General features: G+C 56.9%; 14 protein-coding genes and 1 pseudogene. 7 read left to right on the top strand and 8 right to left on the bottom strand.

The window, feature by feature from the left end; genetic code table 11:
* Window positions 1-203: 203 nt before the first annotated feature.
* From ftsZ to AC2FIZ_RS06315, 5 genes are all read left to right on the top strand, one after another.
* Window positions 204-1811 carry a cell division protein FtsZ gene (gene ftsZ, locus AC2FIZ_RS06335; protein WP_281994908.1) on the top strand — a complete coding sequence of 536 codons (1608 nt, stop codon included), beginning with the start codon at window positions 204-206 and terminating at the stop codon, window positions 1809-1811.
* A gap of 212 nt (window positions 1812-2023) precedes the next feature.
* Window positions 2024-2944 carry a UDP-3-O-acyl-N-acetylglucosamine deacetylase gene (gene lpxC, locus AC2FIZ_RS06330; protein ID WP_281994907.1) on the top strand — a complete coding sequence of 307 codons (921 nt, stop codon included), beginning with the start codon at window positions 2024-2026 and terminating at the stop codon, window positions 2942-2944.
* Window positions 2945-3070: 126 nt separating this feature from the next.
* Complete coding sequence (locus AC2FIZ_RS06325; RefSeq protein WP_142635022.1) at window positions 3071-3913, top strand: outer membrane protein assembly factor BamD; 843 nt, start codon at window positions 3071-3073, stop codon at window positions 3911-3913.
* A 35-nt stretch (window positions 3914-3948) separates the two neighbouring features.
* Entirely contained in the window at window positions 3949-5598 is a 1650-nt protein-coding gene (gene recN, locus AC2FIZ_RS06320) for a DNA repair protein RecN (protein ID WP_281972771.1), read from the top strand.
* 81 nt (window positions 5599-5679) lie between these two features.
* The gene (locus AC2FIZ_RS06315) at window positions 5680-7365 is read left to right on the top strand and encodes a chloride channel protein (RefSeq protein ID WP_281972772.1); all 1686 of its coding nucleotides are present in this window, start codon (window positions 5680-5682) and stop codon (window positions 7363-7365) included.
* A gap of 524 nt (window positions 7366-7889) precedes the next feature.
* Here AC2FIZ_RS06315 and AC2FIZ_RS06310 read toward each other — a convergent pair.
* The 8 genes and pseudogenes from AC2FIZ_RS06310 to AC2FIZ_RS06275 all read right to left on the bottom strand — a co-directional run bounded on the left by AC2FIZ_RS06310 (window position 7890) and on the right by AC2FIZ_RS06275 (window position 16217).
* The gene (locus tag AC2FIZ_RS06310) at window positions 7890-8777 is read right to left on the bottom strand and encodes a branched-chain amino acid ABC transporter permease (protein WP_496690891.1); all 888 of its coding nucleotides are present in this window, start codon (window positions 8775-8777) and stop codon (window positions 7890-7892) included.
* Window positions 8778-8780: 3 nt separating this feature from the next.
* Complete coding sequence (locus AC2FIZ_RS06305; RefSeq protein WP_496789556.1) at window positions 8781-9494, bottom strand: ABC transporter ATP-binding protein; 714 nt, start codon at window positions 9492-9494, stop codon at window positions 8781-8783.
* Between the two features lie 12 nt (window positions 9495-9506).
* A complete protein-coding gene (locus AC2FIZ_RS06300; RefSeq protein ID WP_496789554.1) occupies window positions 9507-10658 on the bottom strand; it encodes an ABC transporter substrate-binding protein in 1152 nt (383 codons plus the stop codon).
* Entirely contained in the window at window positions 10655-12535 is a 1881-nt protein-coding gene (locus tag AC2FIZ_RS06295; RefSeq protein ID WP_281994904.1) for a branched-chain amino acid ABC transporter ATP-binding protein/permease, read from the bottom strand. Before AC2FIZ_RS06295 ends, AC2FIZ_RS06300 begins: the two co-directional genes overlap by 4 nt.
* Window positions 12532-13302, bottom strand: a complete 771-nt coding sequence (locus tag AC2FIZ_RS06290) for an N-formylglutamate amidohydrolase (RefSeq protein WP_281994903.1) — start codon at window positions 13300-13302, stop codon at window positions 12532-12534. The genes AC2FIZ_RS06295 and AC2FIZ_RS06290 overlap by 4 nt, the downstream gene beginning before the upstream one ends.
* A pseudogene (locus AC2FIZ_RS06285) lies at window positions 13299-14068 on the bottom strand (Rossmann-fold NAD(P)-binding domain-containing protein). Before AC2FIZ_RS06285 ends, AC2FIZ_RS06290 begins: the two are co-directional and overlap by 4 nt.
* Window positions 14068-15372: a glutamine synthetase family protein gene (locus AC2FIZ_RS06280; RefSeq protein ID WP_496689719.1), complete on the bottom strand. Its 1305-nt coding sequence runs from the start codon at window positions 15370-15372 to the stop codon at window positions 14068-14070. The pseudogene AC2FIZ_RS06285 and the gene AC2FIZ_RS06280 overlap by 1 nt, the downstream one beginning before the upstream one ends.
* The gene (locus AC2FIZ_RS06275; protein WP_496790773.1) at window positions 15369-16217 is read right to left on the bottom strand and encodes a MurR/RpiR family transcriptional regulator; all 849 of its coding nucleotides are present in this window, start codon (window positions 16215-16217) and stop codon (window positions 15369-15371) included. The genes AC2FIZ_RS06280 and AC2FIZ_RS06275 overlap by 4 nt, the downstream gene beginning before the upstream one ends.
* Before the next feature lie 145 nt (window positions 16218-16362).
* On the opposite strand from AC2FIZ_RS06275, the gene AC2FIZ_RS06270 reads away from it, so the two are divergent.
* Window positions 16363-17004 (top strand): cysteine hydrolase family protein, encoded by a 642-nt coding sequence (locus AC2FIZ_RS06270; RefSeq protein WP_496743201.1) that lies wholly within the window; start codon window positions 16363-16365, stop codon window positions 17002-17004.
* 772 nt (window positions 17005-17776) lie between these two features.
* Window positions 17777-18130 (top strand): hypothetical protein, encoded by a 354-nt coding sequence (locus AC2FIZ_RS06265; protein ID WP_142635000.1) that lies wholly within the window; start codon window positions 17777-17779, stop codon window positions 18128-18130.
* Window positions 18131-18147: the final 17 nt, after the last annotated feature.

Below are 18147 nucleotides of genomic sequence, written 5' to 3'. Positions count from 1 at the left end.
GCATGTTTTGTGGTGCTTTGAGATAATTCCGCAACATCTGGCAATCTTTGCCAAATACTGTTTCCAGGTGCCTTATTTCCTCCATATTTTGTGGATTTTCGCGATTTTTGGCGTGACGTTTGCCGTTTGGATCGGTAGGATTGTTAGTGGATAGGTAAGAAAAACACCGCGTTGGCGGGTTATATAAACAGGCGGACAGAAGCATGACATTGAATCTTTCGATGCCCGGGCACGACGAGCTGAAGCCTCGGATTACAGTTTTTGGCGTTGGCGGAGCGGGCGGTAACGCCGTCAACAACATGATTGAAAAACAGTTGGACGGTGTCGATTTTGTCGTTGCCAACACCGATGCCCAGGCGCTGCAGCAAAGCCAGTCTTCGTCACGAGTTCAACTGGGCGTGAAAGTCACCGAAGGTCTGGGTGCGGGCGCGCGTCCGACAGTGGGTGCGGCAGCGGCCGAAGAAAGCATCGAGCAGATTGTAGACCATCTGGCAGGCGCGCATATGTGCTTCATCACGGCCGGTATGGGCGGTGGCACCGGCACGGGTGCCGCACCGATCATCGCGCAGGCAGCGCGTGAATTGGGTGTTTTGACCGTCGGTGTTGTGACCAAGCCTTTCCAGTTCGAAGGCGCTAAGCGGATGCGTCAGGCCGAAGACGGTGTTGAAGCCTTGCAGCGCGTTGTCGACACGCTGATCATCATTCCAAACCAGAACCTGTTCCGTCTGGCCAACGAAAAGACCACGTTTACCGAGGCGTTTTCGATGGCGGATGACGTTCTGTATCAGGGTGTCAAAGGCGTGACCGACCTGATGGTGCGTCCGGGCCTGATCAACCTCGACTTCGCGGATGTTCGCGCCGTTATGGACGAGATGGGCAAGGCGATGATGGGCACGGGCGAAGCCACCGGCGAAGATCGCGCCGTACAGGCCGCCGAGAAGGCCATCGCCAACCCGCTGTTGGACGAAATCAGCCTCAAGGGCGCCAAGGGCGTTCTGATCAACATCACCGGCAGCCACGACCTGACCCTGTTCGAACTGGACGAAGCCGCAAACCGTATCCGTGAGGAAGTGGACCCAGAGGCGAATATCATCGTCGGCTCCACGCTGGATACCGCAATGGAAGGCGGCATGCGCGTTTCGGTTGTGGCAACAGGTATCGACGCCAGCGAAAAGCAGGATGATGTGCCTGTCGCGCGTCGTTCGATGTCGGCACCGCTGACCCGTTCGGTTTCTGCAGAGGAAGCGGCCCTGGAAGAAATGTCAGTGGCGGCAAGCGCCGAACCTGAACCTCAGCCCGAACCAACGCGTGAACCTTCGCTGTTTGAGGCAACTGAAGAGCCGATGGAACCGCAGTTCCAACCGCGCGCAGAACAGGATGATGACGGCCTGCCACCCCCGGCCTATCAGCCGCGCGTGGCCGAATTCGAGCCGACTCCCGAGCCGGTCGAATACGCCCCAGAAAGCTTTGTCGCACCTCAGCCGCAAGCACCCGCAGGATCGCCATCACCCGAAGCTCTGAGGCGCTTGCAGGCAGCCGTCCAGAATGTACCTCCGGCTGAAAGAGGTCATCCTGCGCCTCGGCCACAGGAGGTCTCCGATACTCATGGGGATGCCGACCGCCCGCGATTTGGTTTTAACCGCCTGATTGATCGCATGACCGGCCACGCAGCCGATACTCCGGCGCAGCAACCGGCCCGCCAGCAGCCGGTATTGCGCCAATCTGACGCTACGGCACCTGCACATGTCGAGGACGACCCGGAGCAGGATCGGATCGAAATACCGGCCTTCCTTCGCCGTCAAGCCAACTGATCGCGGTAACAATATACTAAAGAGGGGCTGCCATTTGGCGGCCCTTTCTTATTTTAAAACAGTGCATTATCCCTATGTGAGCAGGGTTTTGCCGACCTGTCACATTCATGTTTCATTCGGTTGCAAAGAGTGAGTTGAGCCTTTTGACCTGCTTCCTTAGTTGAATGCCAACACGGCCATCACAGGTCGGACGCCACTCACCGAGGTCACACTTGCAACATACGCTCAAATCTCCGATCACGTTTACAGGCCTCGGGCTGCACAGCGGTAAGCCTGCGACGATGATCCTGAAGCCGGCTGCTGCTGGCCACGGCATCTGGTTCAAACGGACGGATATCGAGCTGGGCAATGCGTTGATCCCTGCAATCTACGATGTGGTCGATCGTACCCCGCTTTGTACCCGACTGGTCAATGAAGCGCGCGTTACGGTTTCCACCGTCGAGCATATCATGGCAGCCTTGGCTGGATGCGGTGTCCACAATGCGCTGATCGAGATTGATGGCCCCGAGGTGCCGATCATGGACGGGTCTTCGATTGAATTCGTTCGTGGCATCATGTTGAAAGGCGTGCGTCGTCAGGCAAGCCCGGTCCTGGCCTATGAGGTTCTTAAACCTGTGACCGCAACCCGTGAGGGTGCCAGTGCTTCGATTGCGCCTGCGGACGGGTTGATTATCGATTTTCATATCGATTTTGAAGACAGCGCCATTGGTCGTCAGACTAAGACGCTGGATATGTGCAATGGCTCTTTTGCACGCGAGCTTAGTGATTGCCGGACATTCTGCCGTCGTACCGACGTCGAAGCGATGCGCGAGAACGGCTTGGCTCTTGGCGGCACGCTTGAAAATGCTGTGGTCGTTCAGGGCGACGAAGTTCTGACCCCGGGTGGCCTTCGCCACGCAGACGAGGCGGTGCGTCACAAGATGCTAGATGCTCTGGGTGACTTGTATTTGGCGGGTGGACCGATTCTGGGTCATTTCACCGGCGACAAGTCTGGTCATGCGATGACAAACACGCTGCTGCGCAAGCTGTTTGAAACGCCCGGTGCTGTGCGTCCGATCCTGTGTACCCCCGAACAGGCCGCGCGTCTGCCCGGACAGGGTCTGGTCTGGGACGAAATCCCCGAAGTCGCCTGATTGGTTCCACTCTGCTGACAAATCCGCCAAAGGGCCTACTAAGGCGTTTTGCACTGGAATTTTATGTGCTAGACCAAGGCCCAAACCGGGGTATTCCCATTAAGCAAGACGACAAGGATTGGCGGAATGATAGGCACCAAAGCGGCGGTCAGATTCGCAGGGGCGGTACTTCTGACAGCAGTTTTGACAGCGTGCAACAGCGGGGGCGCTGACCGCAATCAGAACCTAGAAGGGTTCACCCCCGAACAGATTTTCACGCGTGGGGAATTTGAGCTGTCGGAGAATCGTTCCGACGATGCAGCGTGGTACTTCTCCGAGGTTGAACGTCTTTACCCTTACTCTGACTGGGCAAAGCGCGCGCTGATCATGCAGGCGTTTTCATACCATGCAGATGAGAATTACGAAGAAAGCCGTGCAGCAGCACAGCGCTATATAGATTTCTATCCAACTGACGAAGATGCGGCCTATGCCCAATACCTGTTGGCACTCAGCTATTATGACCAGATTGACGAGGTGGGCCGCGATCAGGGCCTGACGTTCCAGGCGCTTCAGTCATTGCGCACGGTGATCGAAGTCTATCCGGACAGCGAATATGCCACCTCCGCCGTGTTGAAATTCGATCTGGCCTTTGACCATCTGGCTGGCAAAGAAATGGAGATCGGACGTTATTATCTGCGTCAGGATCACTATACTGCCGCGATCAACCGGTTCCGCGTTGTGGTAGAGGATTTTCAGACAACTTCGCACACCGCCGAAGCGCTCTATCGCCTGATCGAGGCATATCTCTCGCTGGGTCTGGTGGATGAGGCGCAATCGGCCGGTGCAATTCTGGGTTACAACTACCAATCCTCGGAATGGTATGACGCTGGCTATAAGCTGCTGACCTCTCGCGGGCTGAAACTCAAAAGCCGCGGCAACAACTGGCTCAGCACGATTTATCGCCAGACCGTCAAAGGTCAGTGGTTGTAATCGCCATGGCTAAAGGCGTGGGACGCTGAGACCCGATGCTGCGCGCCCTTGATATCCGCGATATGCTGATCATCGACCGGTTGGAACTGACGTTCCAGCCGGGATTGAACGCGTTGACCGGCGAGACCGGCGCGGGCAAGTCGATCCTACTGGATTCGCTTGGGTTCGTTCTGGGCTGGCGCGGGCGGGCAGAGCTGGTGCGTCAGGGGGCCGCTCAGGGTGAAGTTGTGGCCGAGTTCGAGCTGCACGAAAACCACCCCGCACATCCGATTTTGGCCGAAGCCGGATTGCCCGGAGGCGAAGAGCTGATCCTGCGCCGCGTGAACACAGCCGAGGGCCGGAAAACCGCATGGGTCAATGACCGGCGTTGCTCGGGCGAGGTGTTGCGGGCTTTGTCGGAAACCCTGGTGGAACTGCATGGCCAGCACGATGATCGCGGCCTGCTGAACCCGCGGGGCCACCGCGCGATGCTGGATGATTTTGCCGGGGCAGGGGGGCAACTGGCCACTGTGCGCTCTGCATGGTCCGAGATGTCGCGCGCGCGCAACCTTTTGTCTGAGGTCGAATCTGCGTTGGCTGCCATGCGGGCAGAGGAAGAATTTCTGCGCCATGCGGTCACTGAGCTTGATAAGCTTGATCCGCAGCCCGGCGAGGATGCCGAACTGGATGCAAGGCGCCGCATGATGCAGGGGGCAGAGCGGATTCGCGATGACGTCGCCCGTGCCTATGACTTGCTTGGCAGTGATGGGGCCGAGGGCGCGATGTCTGATGCTCTGCGCTGGTTGGAAGGCGTGTCCGATAATGCGGGCGGGCAGTTGGAAGAGCCTGTTGCCGCACTGGGGCGTGCACTGGTCGAATTGGGCGAGGCGCAAGATGGCGTTAATGCCAGTCTTCAGGTGCTGGACTTCAATCCGGCTGAACTGGAGGCAGTCGAGGAACGGCTTTTCGCCATTCGTGCGTTGGCCCGAAAGCATGACGTTGCCCCGGACGACTTGGGCGGGTTCGCGGAGACTTTGCGTGAGCGGCTGAACCGTTTGGATGCTGGTGACGCTGATCTGGCCGACAGGCGCGTTGCGGTTGAGACTGCGCAGGCAGTTTATCACAAGGCTGCGGAGGCACTCAGCAGCCTGCGCCAACGGGCAGCGGGTGAACTTGACACCGCTGTGATGGCCGAGCTTGCACCGCTGAAAATGGAACGCGCTGTGTTCCAGACCGAGATCACCCCGTCCGATCCCGGCCCCGAAGGTGCGGATGCTGTGGCGTTCACCGTTGCCACCAACCCCGGTGCACCGTCTGGACCGTTAAACAAAATCGCCTCGGGCGGTGAACTGAGCCGCTTCTTGCTGGCGCTCAAGGTCTGTCTGACCGGCGATGACAGCGTGCGCACGATGATCTTTGATGAGATCGACAGGGGTGTTGGCGGCGCGACTGCGGACGCCGTCGGCAGGCGTCTGGCATCGCTGGCACAGGGCGGGCAGGTATTGGTCGTGACGCATTCCCCGCAGGTCGCCGCACGTGCCGCCTATCACTGGCGTGTTCAGAAACATGTGACCGATGGGCAAACTCTGTCGACCGTGGTGCCTTTGGCCCAGGCCGACCGGGTGGACGAAATTGCCAGGATGGTCGCTGGTGACACGATCACGGACGAAGCGCGTGCCGCTGCCCGTGCTCTTCTGGACGCATAGGCCCTCACAGACGCGCGATCCGGCTTTTATCCGTGCCCTCCGTGGCTTAGTAAGGGGTGTATCCTGATCCCCCGAGGGCAAATGACCCAGTCAACCCGCACCGTTCTGCGCAACCAGCTCAATCAGGCTCTGGCCGCGATGAAGGACGCGTGGCGGGTGATGCGCAGGCGCGGGCCCAGCCAAATTCAGTTCTGGTTCATCGCGCTGGCGATTGGGATTGCCGCAGGCTTTATGGCATTGGGATTTCGTAAGGCAATTCAGGCATTGCAGGCCTATGTCTACGACACCGGGGATATCTCGTTACTGCACAGCCATGTGGAAAAGCTGCCGTGGTTCCTGATCCTGATCACACCGATCATCGGCGGTCTTATCGTTGGCATCATCCTGCACCGGTATACCGATGACGGGCGCGTGCGTTCAGTTGCCGATGTAATCGAAGGCGCTGCCCTCACCGATGGTCGGGTCGAAGGCAAGGCGGGTATCGCGTCTTTTTTCTCCTCGCTGATTACGCTGAGCACAGGTGGATCTACGGGTCGAGAAGGGCCGGTTGTGCATATGGCAGGCGTGATCTCGACCTGGGTCAGTAATCGTATCCATGCCGACGGAATTACCGGGCGTGATTTGCTGGGATGTGCGGTGGCGGCGGCAGTTTCGGCCAGTTTCAACTCACCCATTGCCGGTGCTTTGTTCGCGCTTGAGGTGGTGCTGCGCCATTTCGCGGTGCATGCTTTTGCGCCCATCGTTATCGCTTCGGTCGCCGGGACGGTGATTAACCGGCTGGAATACGGCGACGTGACCGAATTCACGCTGGATACGCCCGGATCCCTGCAATTCTATGTCGAGCTGCCCGCGTTTCTGATCCTTGGGTTGATCTGCGGGTTGGTGGCCTTGCTTCTGATGCGGTCGATCTTCTTTGCAGAAGATATTGGCAATCACATTCAAAGCCGGCTGTCCTTGCCCGGATGGCTGCGTCCTGCTGTATCAGGCGCAATGTTGGGACTGATCGCGATCTGGTTTCCCCACATCATCGGCGTTGGATACGAAACCACGATCCGGGCCCTGGCCGGAGATTTGGTTCTGACAACCGCCATCCTGTTCGCAATCATCAAAACTGTGGCTGTTGCGATCACGATGGGGGGACGTATGGGTGGCGGTGTGTTTTCACCCTCGCTGATGATAGGTGCGTTAACCGGGTTGGCATTCGGGTTGATTGCAACGGGTTTGCTGCCCGATGTATCGGGTACCCATACCCTCTACGCATTTGCCGGGATGGGCGCGGTGGCCGCTGCCGTGCTTGGTGCCCCGATTTCGACCACGATGATTGTCTTTGAACTGACCGGAGATTGGCAGATCGGTCTGGCGGTGATGGTGTCGGTTTCAATGTCCACGGCGCTGGCTTCGCGCCTCGTGGATCGATCCTTCTTCCTGACCCAACTGGAACGACGCAATGTGCATCTGGCCGCGGGGCCACAGGCCTATCTTCTGGCGATGTTGCGCGCAGGCGCAGTGATGCGACCGCTTGGCGATGCACGTTCAATCACCCGGGAAGAAGCACAGGTTTTGATTGATCAGGGTCTTTTTGTTCAAGCAAGCGCTACGCTTGAGGCGGCGATGCCGTTCTTCGACCGAGACGAAATCCTCTGCATACCGGTGGTTGTGAGCGGTGATGACGGAGCTGAGACCCCAGTCGGTACGCTCTACCATATTGATGCGCTAAAGGCCTATAACCGCGCGTTGGCAGCCACGGCTGCAGAAGAACATTCATAACAGGGGCCCCTGCAACATTGGTCCTTGTCAATCTTGTTCCTTGAAACAGGCGAGGTATTAACGCGATACGATCTTTGGATCTGCACTTGCCGGGCGTGGCCAGTCGAAATCCAGATGCTCATGTGTTCGATCTGACAAGCTGTGCAGAACTGAGCTTTCTAGCTGAAAAACATTAGGCCTTGGAGCGCTGGTGAAGGACTAACTTTACCTCACTGACGCTCTGGAATTTGTGGAACGACGCGCAACTTTGAGCCGTCGACAGCTTCCCAGGATATTTTCGAGCCAGCGGGTCATGCAATATTGGCCGTAACATCGAGAAATTCTGATCTATTGCGGACTTTTGTCGGTATCTGGTCAAAGAACGGCAGTGTGGCACAGCCCAATTCCGCGGCGGCTGCGCCAATGTCTGATTTTGGAAGTTAGATTCAATTTCCGCAGAATCCGATTTGCACACTCTTTGTCTGTCATCGCGCTCTGAGGGCAACAATCCGAGCGAGTGATGAACTTTGCGCCAACACCGCTCCTTACGATCTGTTGGCATTCGCCGCTGGAAGGAGGCCATCCGGGCGTAACAGCAACAACAAGATGACTGAGGCCAGAACCATTGCATCCCGGTATGGGGCCAGACTGTCTGGCAGGAAAGCCTGTAGCAGAACCTCCAGCCCGCCGACGATGAACCCACCAAGGACAGCGCCGCCCAAGCTGCCCAAACCCCCAAGTACGGTCGCAATGAAGGCCTTGAGAACGGGGAAAAATCCCATCAGTGGATCCACTGACCCGCGTTGTGCCGTCCAGATGACAGCGGCAATACCCGCAAGTAGCCCTGACAGGGCAAAAGCCACAGCAACGACCCGGTTGGCCTTGATACCCAGCAGTTTGAGCATCTCGATATCTTCGGCAGCGGCGCGCATGGCCATGCCAATCGTTGTGCGCCGCAACACGAATGTCAGGCCTGCAAGGGCTGAAAATGTTACGATGATTGATACGGTCGGGATAATGCCAAATGTCGTCTGGCCGATATGATAGGTGCCAGACCATGACGCTGGAAAAGAGATCGGGACGGGTCTGGCGGAAATTCCGTTCTGGAACAGAACTTTGAGGATCTCGGATACCGCGAAAGATGTGATCAAAAGTGCAACGACATCCGCGCCGCGCATGGCGCGAAACGCTGTACGCTCCATTGCCATGGCCATGAACACAGAAGCGCCAAGCCCGACAACAAGAGCGGCGATCGGCGGCAGGCCAAAGCTCATGGCCAGAAAGATGCCATAGCCCCCGAACGTCATGATTTCGCCATGCGCGAAATTGATCAATCGCACAATAGAGAACACAATCGCCAGCCCCAGGGCCAGCATCGCATAAATTCCCCCAAGGCTAAGCGCGTTGATCATTTGTTGAAGAAGAACATCCATCGCTCAAGCCGCCAGATATGCGGATTGCAAGACCGCGTCATTTGCTAGTTCCGACGGTGCACCGGCAGCGGCAACAGCGCCATTCGCCAGCACGACAGCATGATCGGCAATGTCCAGGGCAAGAGCCGCGTTTTGCTCGACCAGAAGCACTGAAATACCGTCGGCTTTCAATTCTTCTACGATGTCGAAAATCTGATCCACGACCTGCGGCGCAAGGCCAAGCGACGGTTCGTCCAGCAACAGCAAGCGCGGTCCGCTCATCAAGGCACGTCCCACCGCCAGCATCTGTTGTTCGCCCCCCGACAAAAGCCCCGCCATCTGACGGCGGCGTTCGCCCAGGATCGGGAAACGCTCTTTCATCTCGGCCAAACGTTTGGCGCTGAGCGTCTCGTCGCCCAGAATTGATCCGGCCAGCACAAGATTTTCTTCGACCGTCAGCTGCGCAAACACGCGGCGTCCTTCCGGTGAGATGGCCACACCCGCCCGCACAATGGCGTCGGGTGCGGCCCCTGTCATATCCTTGCCAAAAAGGGAAACAGCGCCCGATACCACGGGCAATGCACCTGCGATCGCCATGACCGTCGTTGTCTTGCCTGCGCCATTGGCCCCTAAAAGCGCCGTTATGCCGCCTTTGGGGACGATCAGGTCAATGCCCTGAACCGCGCGGATTGGGCCATAGCGGACGTGCAAGCCTTGGATATCGAGTGCTGTTTCCATTGGGTTCAGACCTTACGGCTGTGGCAGGATTGCGGGATCAGCTGAGGTGCGCAGGACAAACTCTTTTTCGCCTGCATCGGTAATCCGTGCGACCACAACATCACGCAGAGGCATCCGGTCGGTCCCCGCGAAAGTGAAGTTGGACATGATACCCTCACCATTCTCAATGCCGGCCATTGCGGCAGTCACGGCAGCAGGGTCTGTCGTGCCAGCCGCTGCGACGGCATCCTCGATCATATGCGCAATATCGCAGCCATTGACGTAGTAATTGTTGTCAGGCGTGATCCCCTTTGCAGTAGAGAACCGCGCGATGAAATCGGCATAGGCAGAGCCTTCGTCTGGGAAGCCACCAGATGTATGCGTTACGCCTGTGACGACATCACCAAGGCCGCGTACGGTTGGTGAATCGAGTACGTCACCTCCCATCACCTGGGTATCAACCCCGGCACCCCGCAGCGCACGGATGAAGGCCGGGAAATCAGGCTCCCACGCCCATGTGACGATCACGTCCGGGGTGGTATCCGCATTCTTGATGGTCGTCACGATGGCAGAAAAGTCCGGCTGGTTCAGCGAATAGTTGCTTTCCCCGACAACGGCACCACCAAGCGATGTGAAGGCCTCGCCAAAGTACTCGGGCCCACCCAATGTGTAGGCACTGTCTGGGGATTTCACGAGCCAGACACGTTCGAACCCTTGCTCGCGTGCGTGGCCTGCCAGTACGGCGGCCTGTTGGTTGTCCGCGGGGTAACTGCCAAAGACATGTTCACCGACTTGCGTCAGAACCGGGGCTGTTCCGGCAAAGGTCATTGTTGGGATGCTGTCAGCCGCTGTGATCTGGGCCGCGGCGATTGTCGGATCGGCATCGGCTGACGCCACGATGAACTGCGCGCCGTCATCGATCATTTCCTGTACAACTTTAACGCCTTCGGCGATGTCAGACCGGGTGTCGCGCACAATCAGCTCAACCGGTGTTGTGCCGTTCAGGCCCCCCTTGGCGTTCATTTCGTCAATGCAGAACTGGAACCCGGCATAGGCGGGTCCGTCATAGGGGGCCAGATAGCCCGATTGCGCGGACATTACGCCGATTTTATAACTCTCAGCCATCGCTGTTCCAGCCAGGCCGGTGATAACTGCTGTTGAAAGAAGAAGGGCATTACGTATCATTTTATTGCTACCTCTGTTGGTTGACTTCGGTTGGTTTCGCTAATTTCTGCTTTTTGGGCTGTGCGCCCTTTGCCGATGTAAGCCTCGATGACTTTGGGATTTGCGCGCACGTCTTCAGGCGTGCCTTGCGCGATGACGCCACCTTGGTGCATCACCACGATCCAGTCCGACAGGCGGTTCACGAACCTCAGGTCATGATCGATCAGAAGGACACCGATGCCGCGTGTTTTGCCGACCTTAATCAGCCGATCAGCCAGGTCATCTGTTTCGCTGGGATTCATGCCAGCGGCCGGTTCATCCAGTAAAAGAATCTTCGGGTCTTGTGCCAAAGCGCGGGCGATTTCCAGGCGCTTGCGGGCACCATATGGCAGGCTGTCGGCGCGATACCCGGCGACTTCCCCAAGATCAAAGGCATCCAGTTCACGCAGGGTGATAGCCGCGGCAGTCTTGCGGTCGTGACCTGCGGCCAAAGCGGCAACAAGAACATTTTCGTAGGCTGTCAGACCGCTGAACAGGCGCAAGTTTTGGAAGCTACGCGAGACACCAAAGCCTGGCACTTTGTGATGCGAGACACGGGTCAGATCAACCTCGCCCATATGCGCAGAACCGGTGTCCGCCTGATAGGCGCGTGTCAGCAAGTTAACAAGCGTGGACTTGCCAGCACCGTTGGGGCCAATCAGGCCAGTGATGCGCCCAGTCGGAGCTTCGAAACTGACGTCTCTTACTGCTTTGACGCCTGCGAAACTTTTTGACAGGTTTGATGCTTTCAGCGTGGCTGGGACAACGGGCTCGGGCGTGCGCGCAGGGGCTACTCGGGACTTCAGGCGCCCGAGCAGATTTGCGTCGGCGCCAGGGCCAAGTTCAAAGCCTCCGACCAGACCCTGAGGTCGCGCCCAGATCACCAGCAGGATGGCAAGCCCCAGGACAATCGTCGTTAGGCCAAAGACCTCGGGCAAGGTGACGCCAAGCACAGTTGAGCCGCCTTCGAACTGGCGCACAGTGTCCTGCAGCAGCGTCACCGCGATCACCCCGACCACTGCGCCGCCAACCGATGACATTCCGCCGACAATCATCATGACCACCTGCGCAAAGACGAGCCCAAGGTAGAAGGATGCGGGTGAAAATGCCCCCAGCATATGCCCATAAAGTGCACCCGCGACTGTCGCCATGGTACCAGAGGCACACCAAGCGATGAATCTTGTGCGTCGGGCATTAATGCCAAGTGCTGTTGCGGCATCCTCATCGTCACGGGCCGCGAGGGAAAACAGGCCCAAACGGCTTTCGCGAAACCAACGGGCCAGCAGGATTGCGACCGAGGCCGCGCCGAGGGCCAGAACCAGATCTGTCACCCTTGGCACACCGTAAAACGTCTGGCTGCCGCGTGTGATCTCGCGTGCGGCGATGGCCACGCCATGGGCGATGATCAGCAGGCCAAGCGTGGCAATCGTGGCAGACGCACCCACAAGCCGAGCGATGGCGCTTCCGGTTAGGGCTGCAAAGGCAAGTCCCGCAAGGGCGACCACCGGCAGCGACACCCAGATCGTTACTTCATGGCCTGCCAGAAATGACGGAAGATCCGGCAGGGCAGAACGTTGAAGAGCAGCAGGCATGGTGAGAATGCCTGACAGATAAGCGCCTAGCGCCAAAAACGCGCCATGCCCGAAAGACACAATGCCCGTGTTGCCGCAATAGATCGCAAGGGCCACTACAGCGACCACATTGACACACATCTGTACAGCAATCCGCTCGCCAGTGCGTCCAAAAATCAACGTCAGCCCAAGCACCACAGCCAGCAGCACAGCAACCGCCGCCGCCGTCCGGAGCAAGTTGGACGCCCGCAAGCGTCCGGGATGTGTATGAAGGGGGGCGATGCTCATGAGGGAATGTCCCCTACTGCTGTAAGGATTGCGTCTGCCAGCAGATCCGCCCACAGCCCGACTTGCGATTGTTCGCGGATTTGATCGTTTCGAATTTCAATCAGGCAATGCACAAGCTCACGGGGTTCTGCATGCGCTGGAATAAACCAATCGCCCTCAGTTTCGATCTGATAGGGCTTGTTCAACGCAAAGGTCATGTCAGGGCGGAGCTGCGCGATATGTGCCATCAATGCTTTGGCAGCACCGCCTGTACCGCGGCTTAAAAAGCCTGCCTGCCAAGGCCGGTCCTTGCCATCGAGATGCGGTGTAAAGGAATGGATCGAAAACGCGGCACGACGCGGACGGTTGGCAAAGAGCCGATTCAACTCTGCATCCATAGGTCGAAAGATTTCATCGACACGCATGGCCCGGCTCAATTCGGTGATCGCGCTGTTCCCCGGCACCTCAACCTGGTCGCTGATCGCAGGGACCGCCAAGGGGCTGTCAGGGGGACGGTTACAGTCAAATACCAGCCGTGAGTAATTTTGGATGACGAGAGGCGCGTTCAACTGTTCAGCCAACTGGCGCGCTACATCCTGAGCACCAATGTCCCAGCCGCGGTGGCTTTCAATGACGTCGCGGGAGACTCCCAAATCTCCAAGCATCTCGGGGACTGCATTGCCTGCATGCTCACACAGCAGCACGATCTCCGACGTGCTATCTGCATTAACGACGTCAATCGGCGCAGGATCGTTCGGCCCCAATAAGGTATGAGTACACAAATTCATGCAGCTTGGACCGCACGGTGTGTGCATCGTCTTATCATACCGAGCAGATCCTTGGGGTCGTGCGGGTCGGCAACCAGATCCAGCATTTCGCTTGGGGCGCCGTCAGTCGCTTTTTGGTGCAGCCAGCGCGTGGCCGAGAAATCCTCGACCACAAAGCCAACACCATCAAAAACCGTGATCTGATCTTCGGAGGTTCGTCCCTTTTTAGAACCGGTTAGAACCTGCCACAGTTCGTTGACCGCGTGATCCGGGTCGAGTTGCTGGATATCGCCCTTGATGCGCGTCTGTTTTGGGTACTCTACAGAAATGTCATTGCGCATCAGAATATCCCGTTGCCGATACTCGCAGCGGTTTTAGCTGATTTGGGGGCCAGTATACGCGTCACCATCGCCGATGTTGCCACCGTGCGAAGCGCCGTCAGAAGGGTCATTTCAGAAAAGGGCTGTGGATAGACGGTATCAACAGAGGCCAGCACACCAACGGCGGTTAGGGTTTGCAGGCCGACCTTGGTGTTCGATCGGTGCCCGTTCGCGGACTTGAAGGTGTGATCCACACCATCAGAGGTTGGCATCAGTTCAATCACACCCGCCTTAGAATGGGACGCAACGCGCGGTGTCTTGTCAAATACCGGCCAGCGTTTGAAATCGGCTTTGATCATATTGGCCAATCCTGCAAGGCAGTCCCGTAGGCCATGCTTATGGACCAGGGACCGCATGTTTTCGACGCTGACAAATGGAACCAATGCTCTGTCAGAGGGCGCGCTCATCAGTATGTTCCTTCGTACGCGGCGCATTTCTGTGCTGTGTCCATGTCTTTTACCGCGTCGATTTCTGCAGCCTTATGGGCGGCGTAGACGCTCGCGAAATCTGGTCCGAACCAACTGGTGACGGTCGTATCCGCCTGAAACGCCTCAAGGGCGGCCTCAAGCGTTTCGGGCAGGCGCACAAAACCACGCGCCGTGAGATCATCCGCTGACAGAAGCGACAGGTCTTCCTCGGTCGGCGCAGGCGCTTTCAGCCCATCTTCGATCCCCTGAACACCAGCATGTACAACAGCGGCCAAAGCCAGGTAAGGCGACGCCGCTGCATCCGCCGCGCGGTATTCAATGTTGAATTGTCTGGCGATTGAAGCGGGGTCCTTTGCCGTCACAGGGCAGACCCTTAACGAGGCCTCGCGGTCTCGGAACCCGAGATTGTTATACGCAGCCGACCACCGGTGCGGAGTAAGGCGTTCGTATGACACGACAGACGGTGCCGTCAGCGCTAAAATGTTAGGCAGGTATTTTAGCACGCCAGCAGCGAACCCATCAGTAAGTCTGGACATCCCGCAGGGGCCGCTTGCATCAAATGTGACCGGCTCGCCGGCATCGTCGACAAAGCTCATGTGGATATGAACGCCATTGCCGACGCTCGCCACATCGCGGATTGGCGTAAAGGTTGCAGCCTCACCCAGGTGACGCGCTGCCGAGCGAGTAAGCTCGCGCAGGATTACTGCCGCATCTGCCGAGCGCACACCTTTGGCAGGGCCGATAACGACCTCGTATTGATTGGGGCCGAATTCCTTCATGATACTGTCTGGCTCGAGCCCGTTTTCGGCGAGTGTCGCCATCAGCACTTCGCAAAGCTTCCGCTGAATCTCGAACCCTTCGCGTCCGTATCCCTGGTTTTCCACCGCCGGTGGGCTTTTCAGTTGAAACTCGTGCTCGAACGCCGAGATCAGATGAACGCCCGCCACATCATGCAGGCGCTTCAGCGCGGATTTGAGGATAGCGCGCGTACAAAAGGCCCAAGGATCCCCGTCAAGCGTGACGACATCGCCCATCAGGAAATGCTCGGTCACATCTCCAAATGTCGCCCGGGCCTCTGCGTTTGCATCGGGAATCAAAAGCAAATCACCTAGTGCGCCGAACGGGCTGTCAGCGATTATGTCGAAACAGGTGATCTGCACATTGGTAGGGGTCCAGCCGACCCCCCGCACCAGCCGTTTTTCCAACTGATCAGCGGGAAAGGCTTTGCCGCGCACCTTTCCGGCAACATCGGATATGGCAGCAAAAATTAGCGGCAGGGTCATTTTTCATTTTCCTCTTGAGTAAAGCGCAAAGCATCCCAGGCCTTGATGCGGTCTCGGGTCTGTTCCCAGTTGTCCTCGGCAATCCGCGTCACGATGGCCTCGGTCACCGAGAGTGCCGCCGAGTAAGTATCCCACAAGGTGCCGCTATCAATTGGCACCGGCATGACCTCATGGGCGTGTTTGGCAATCGGTGAAATCCATTTGTCCGTCATCAGGATCACACGGGCATTCCGATCGCGTGAGGCAACAAGCGACAGCTGCTCCAGCGCCGGTTGGTAACGGCGAAAATCAACAGCATAAAGGATATCCCCGGGCCGCATCCGCAACAGATATTCTGGCCAGCCTTCAGGCGTATCAGGCAGATGAAACACATCCTTGCGGATCTGACGCAGGTGGAACGAAAGATGCTTGGCGATCGTATCGCTGATCCGGCCACCCAGCACGTAAACGCTGCGTTTCGGGTCGGTCAGAAGGGTGCAGATCTGGTTAAACTGATCTTCGGTGATCGCATCAGCCGCCATGGCCATCTGGCTGGCCGATTTGGAAATAAAGTCCTTCAGATATCCCCCATGAACGGGCCGTTCCGCCTGGTGGAGTTGAACAGGCGAGCGGTGCCCTTCTTTCAATTCCGCGATAAGATCACGTTGGAAATCCTGATATCCATCAAGTCCAATCTTGGTAACAAACCGTGAGATTGAAGGCGGTGACACCTCGGCGTGTTTTGCCAGCTCCTGGATCGAGGAAAGGCCGGCAAATGGGTAATCCGACAGGATAGCTGCAGCAAGTTTGCGCTCTCCGCTGGTTAGCATATCGGCTGCGCTCTCGATGCGTTCTCTGATCAACATGCGCTATAAGGTGGTGGAAAAATATTTTCTGTCAATCTAAATTGAATTGACTTTGGAATTTTATTTTCTTTTAGTATGGACGTCATGATCGCCCTCATTCATAAAATTAGACCTCTTGGGCAAACATTTGAAAGCAGAGACAGACATGGAAATGACCCGCGATCTTCCACTAGAACATGACCAATCGGGATTGCTGTTTATTGACGTGCAGAACTTTGCAGCCCACAGGGATGGTGCTGAATTCGAAGGGCTGACAAATGCCGATTTTGACGCAAAGTTTGGCTGGTTTTTTGAGCAGCTGAAATCCCGTATCGTACCTAATATGCAAGCCTTGCAAAAGGGATTTCGCGCGGCGGGAATCGAGGTTCTTTACACAACGATTGAAAGTCTGACCAAAGACGGGCGCGACAGATCTCTGGATTACAAAATCACGGGCTTCAACGTGCCCAAAGGATCCTGGGACGGCAAGGTGATCGACGAACTGGCACCAGCCGATGATGAGATCGTGTTTCCAAAATCTTCGTCCTCAGTCTTTGTCTCGACCCACATAGATTACGTGCTGCGCAATCTCGGCATAAAGCAATTGGTGCTGGCAGGGATCGTGACCGATCAATGCGTCGAAAGCGCAATTCGCGATGCCTGTGATCTGGGCTATCTGGTCACCCAAGTGACGGATGCCTGCATGACCTACACGCAAGAGCGTCACGACAATTCCCTGCAAACGATCAAAGGCTACTGCCGTCAGGTGACGACAGCCGAATTGCTTGACGAAATCGGTCGTGGCTAGGTCGGTGAGGCGCCCAGCCGATCCGTTTGGCGGCGCGTCTCAGGCGTTATCCACACCCGTTTTCTCGCCAAATTCCGATTTTTCCCTGCGCGTCAGTCCAACCTGTCATCATCCAAAAAATCGCTCAGAAATATTTGGCGAGGCACACTCAAAACAGCATGTGAGATCAGAGACAAACCCACACTTTTCGGTAAAACGTCCAAGCATTATCTGCCCTCACCACATGTTTTCCTTGATGCAGCGAATGCCAGTTTCAGAGTGACATAGTAAAAAGGCTACATAAGTGGTCACGGATTTGCCGATAAACAAAGCAAATGCCAGGTTGAAACCATTTTTTTGATCGGTATCGGGGCCTTGGGACCAGCGGTAGGGCCACGAGCGTTGTAATTGCGTCTCCAAGTGGTTACATAGGGAACACTAAAGTTCTGGTTTTCTGCAGCCCAGGCGTATCGCCTGCTAGAGTGAACTAAGTTCTTCCATCATGAAAATTCAGCTGTCACGTCCTCTACTTGGATTTGATGTTTGGGAAAGTTGCCGATGTTTTCGCGCACGACCACATCGCTTGTGACGTTAGTTGATCCGTTTGTGGTGATCAGACGCACCGATGGCTTGCCAATAAGCCACAACGCAACCGTTGATCAAATGAGCTTCCGATAGGCAAAAACTGCGCCTATCGACCATCGCGTCCTGGGATTGGCCCGGGCGCAAGATCAAGATTGCGCAGAAAGACATAAAACAGCGAGGCGGCGCTTTCTCCGCCAGAGGAACTAAAATGACATTTCCAGAATGGACGAAACCAGGCATCTACGGTGCTTTGTGTGGTGCGGTTGCGGTCTCAATCCTTGGCTTTACCTGGGGCGGATGGACAACCAGCGGCAGCGCTCAAGAGTTGGCGAAAGATCATGCTAGCGAAGAAGTAACGCTTGCGATGGTGCCGGTCTGCCTGAACAGGTCAACCGCTGACCCCAAGCGCGAAGAAATAATCGAAACACTGCAAGAGGCCTCTGGCTTCAACCGCCGCAAGGCCATGATGGATACAGGTTGGGCAACACTGCCGGGGTCAGATTCGCCAAGCCGCGACCTCGCAGATGCCTGTATCGCGGGGCTTGAGCTGGATGGATCATAAGGCAAAGGCAATGCCGC

The organism is Ruegeria sp. CDSB022, from assembly GCF_059611145.1.
Note: the sequence above shows the minus strand (reverse complement) of the source record. Positions and strands in the feature narration are given on the sequence as shown.

Coding starts and splice junctions, on each gene's coding strand:
- recN (WP_281972771.1), top strand. CDS start 3,949: ATGCTGCGCGCCCTTGATATCCGCGATATGCTGATCATCGACCGGTTG.
- AC2FIZ_RS06295 (WP_281994904.1), bottom strand. CDS start 12,535: ATGAGCATCGCCCCCCTTCATACACATCCCGGACGCTTGCGGGCGTCC.
- AC2FIZ_RS06265 (WP_142635000.1), top strand. CDS start 17,777: ATGACATTTCCAGAATGGACGAAACCAGGCATCTACGGTGCTTTGTGT.
- AC2FIZ_RS06290 (WP_281994903.1), bottom strand. CDS start 13,302: ATGAATTTGTGTACTCATACCTTATTGGGGCCGAACGATCCTGCGCCG.
- AC2FIZ_RS06325 (WP_142635022.1), top strand. CDS start 3,071: ATGATAGGCACCAAAGCGGCGGTCAGATTCGCAGGGGCGGTACTTCTG.
- AC2FIZ_RS06270 (WP_496743201.1), top strand. CDS start 16,363: ATGGAAATGACCCGCGATCTTCCACTAGAACATGACCAATCGGGATTG.
- ftsZ (WP_281994908.1), top strand. CDS start 204: ATGACATTGAATCTTTCGATGCCCGGGCACGACGAGCTGAAGCCTCGG.
- AC2FIZ_RS06305 (WP_496789556.1), bottom strand. CDS start 9,494: ATGGAAACAGCACTCGATATCCAAGGCTTGCACGTCCGCTATGGCCCA.
- AC2FIZ_RS06280 (WP_496689719.1), bottom strand. CDS start 15,372: ATGACCCTGCCGCTAATTTTTGCTGCCATATCCGATGTTGCCGGAAAG.
- AC2FIZ_RS06310 (WP_496690891.1), bottom strand. CDS start 8,777: ATGGATGTTCTTCTTCAACAAATGATCAACGCGCTTAGCCTTGGGGGA.
- AC2FIZ_RS06275 (WP_496790773.1), bottom strand. CDS start 16,217: ATGTTGATCAGAGAACGCATCGAGAGCGCAGCCGATATGCTAACCAGC.
- AC2FIZ_RS06315 (WP_281972772.1), top strand. CDS start 5,680: ATGACCCAGTCAACCCGCACCGTTCTGCGCAACCAGCTCAATCAGGCT.
- AC2FIZ_RS06300 (WP_496789554.1), bottom strand. CDS start 10,658: ATGATACGTAATGCCCTTCTTCTTTCAACAGCAGTTATCACCGGCCTG.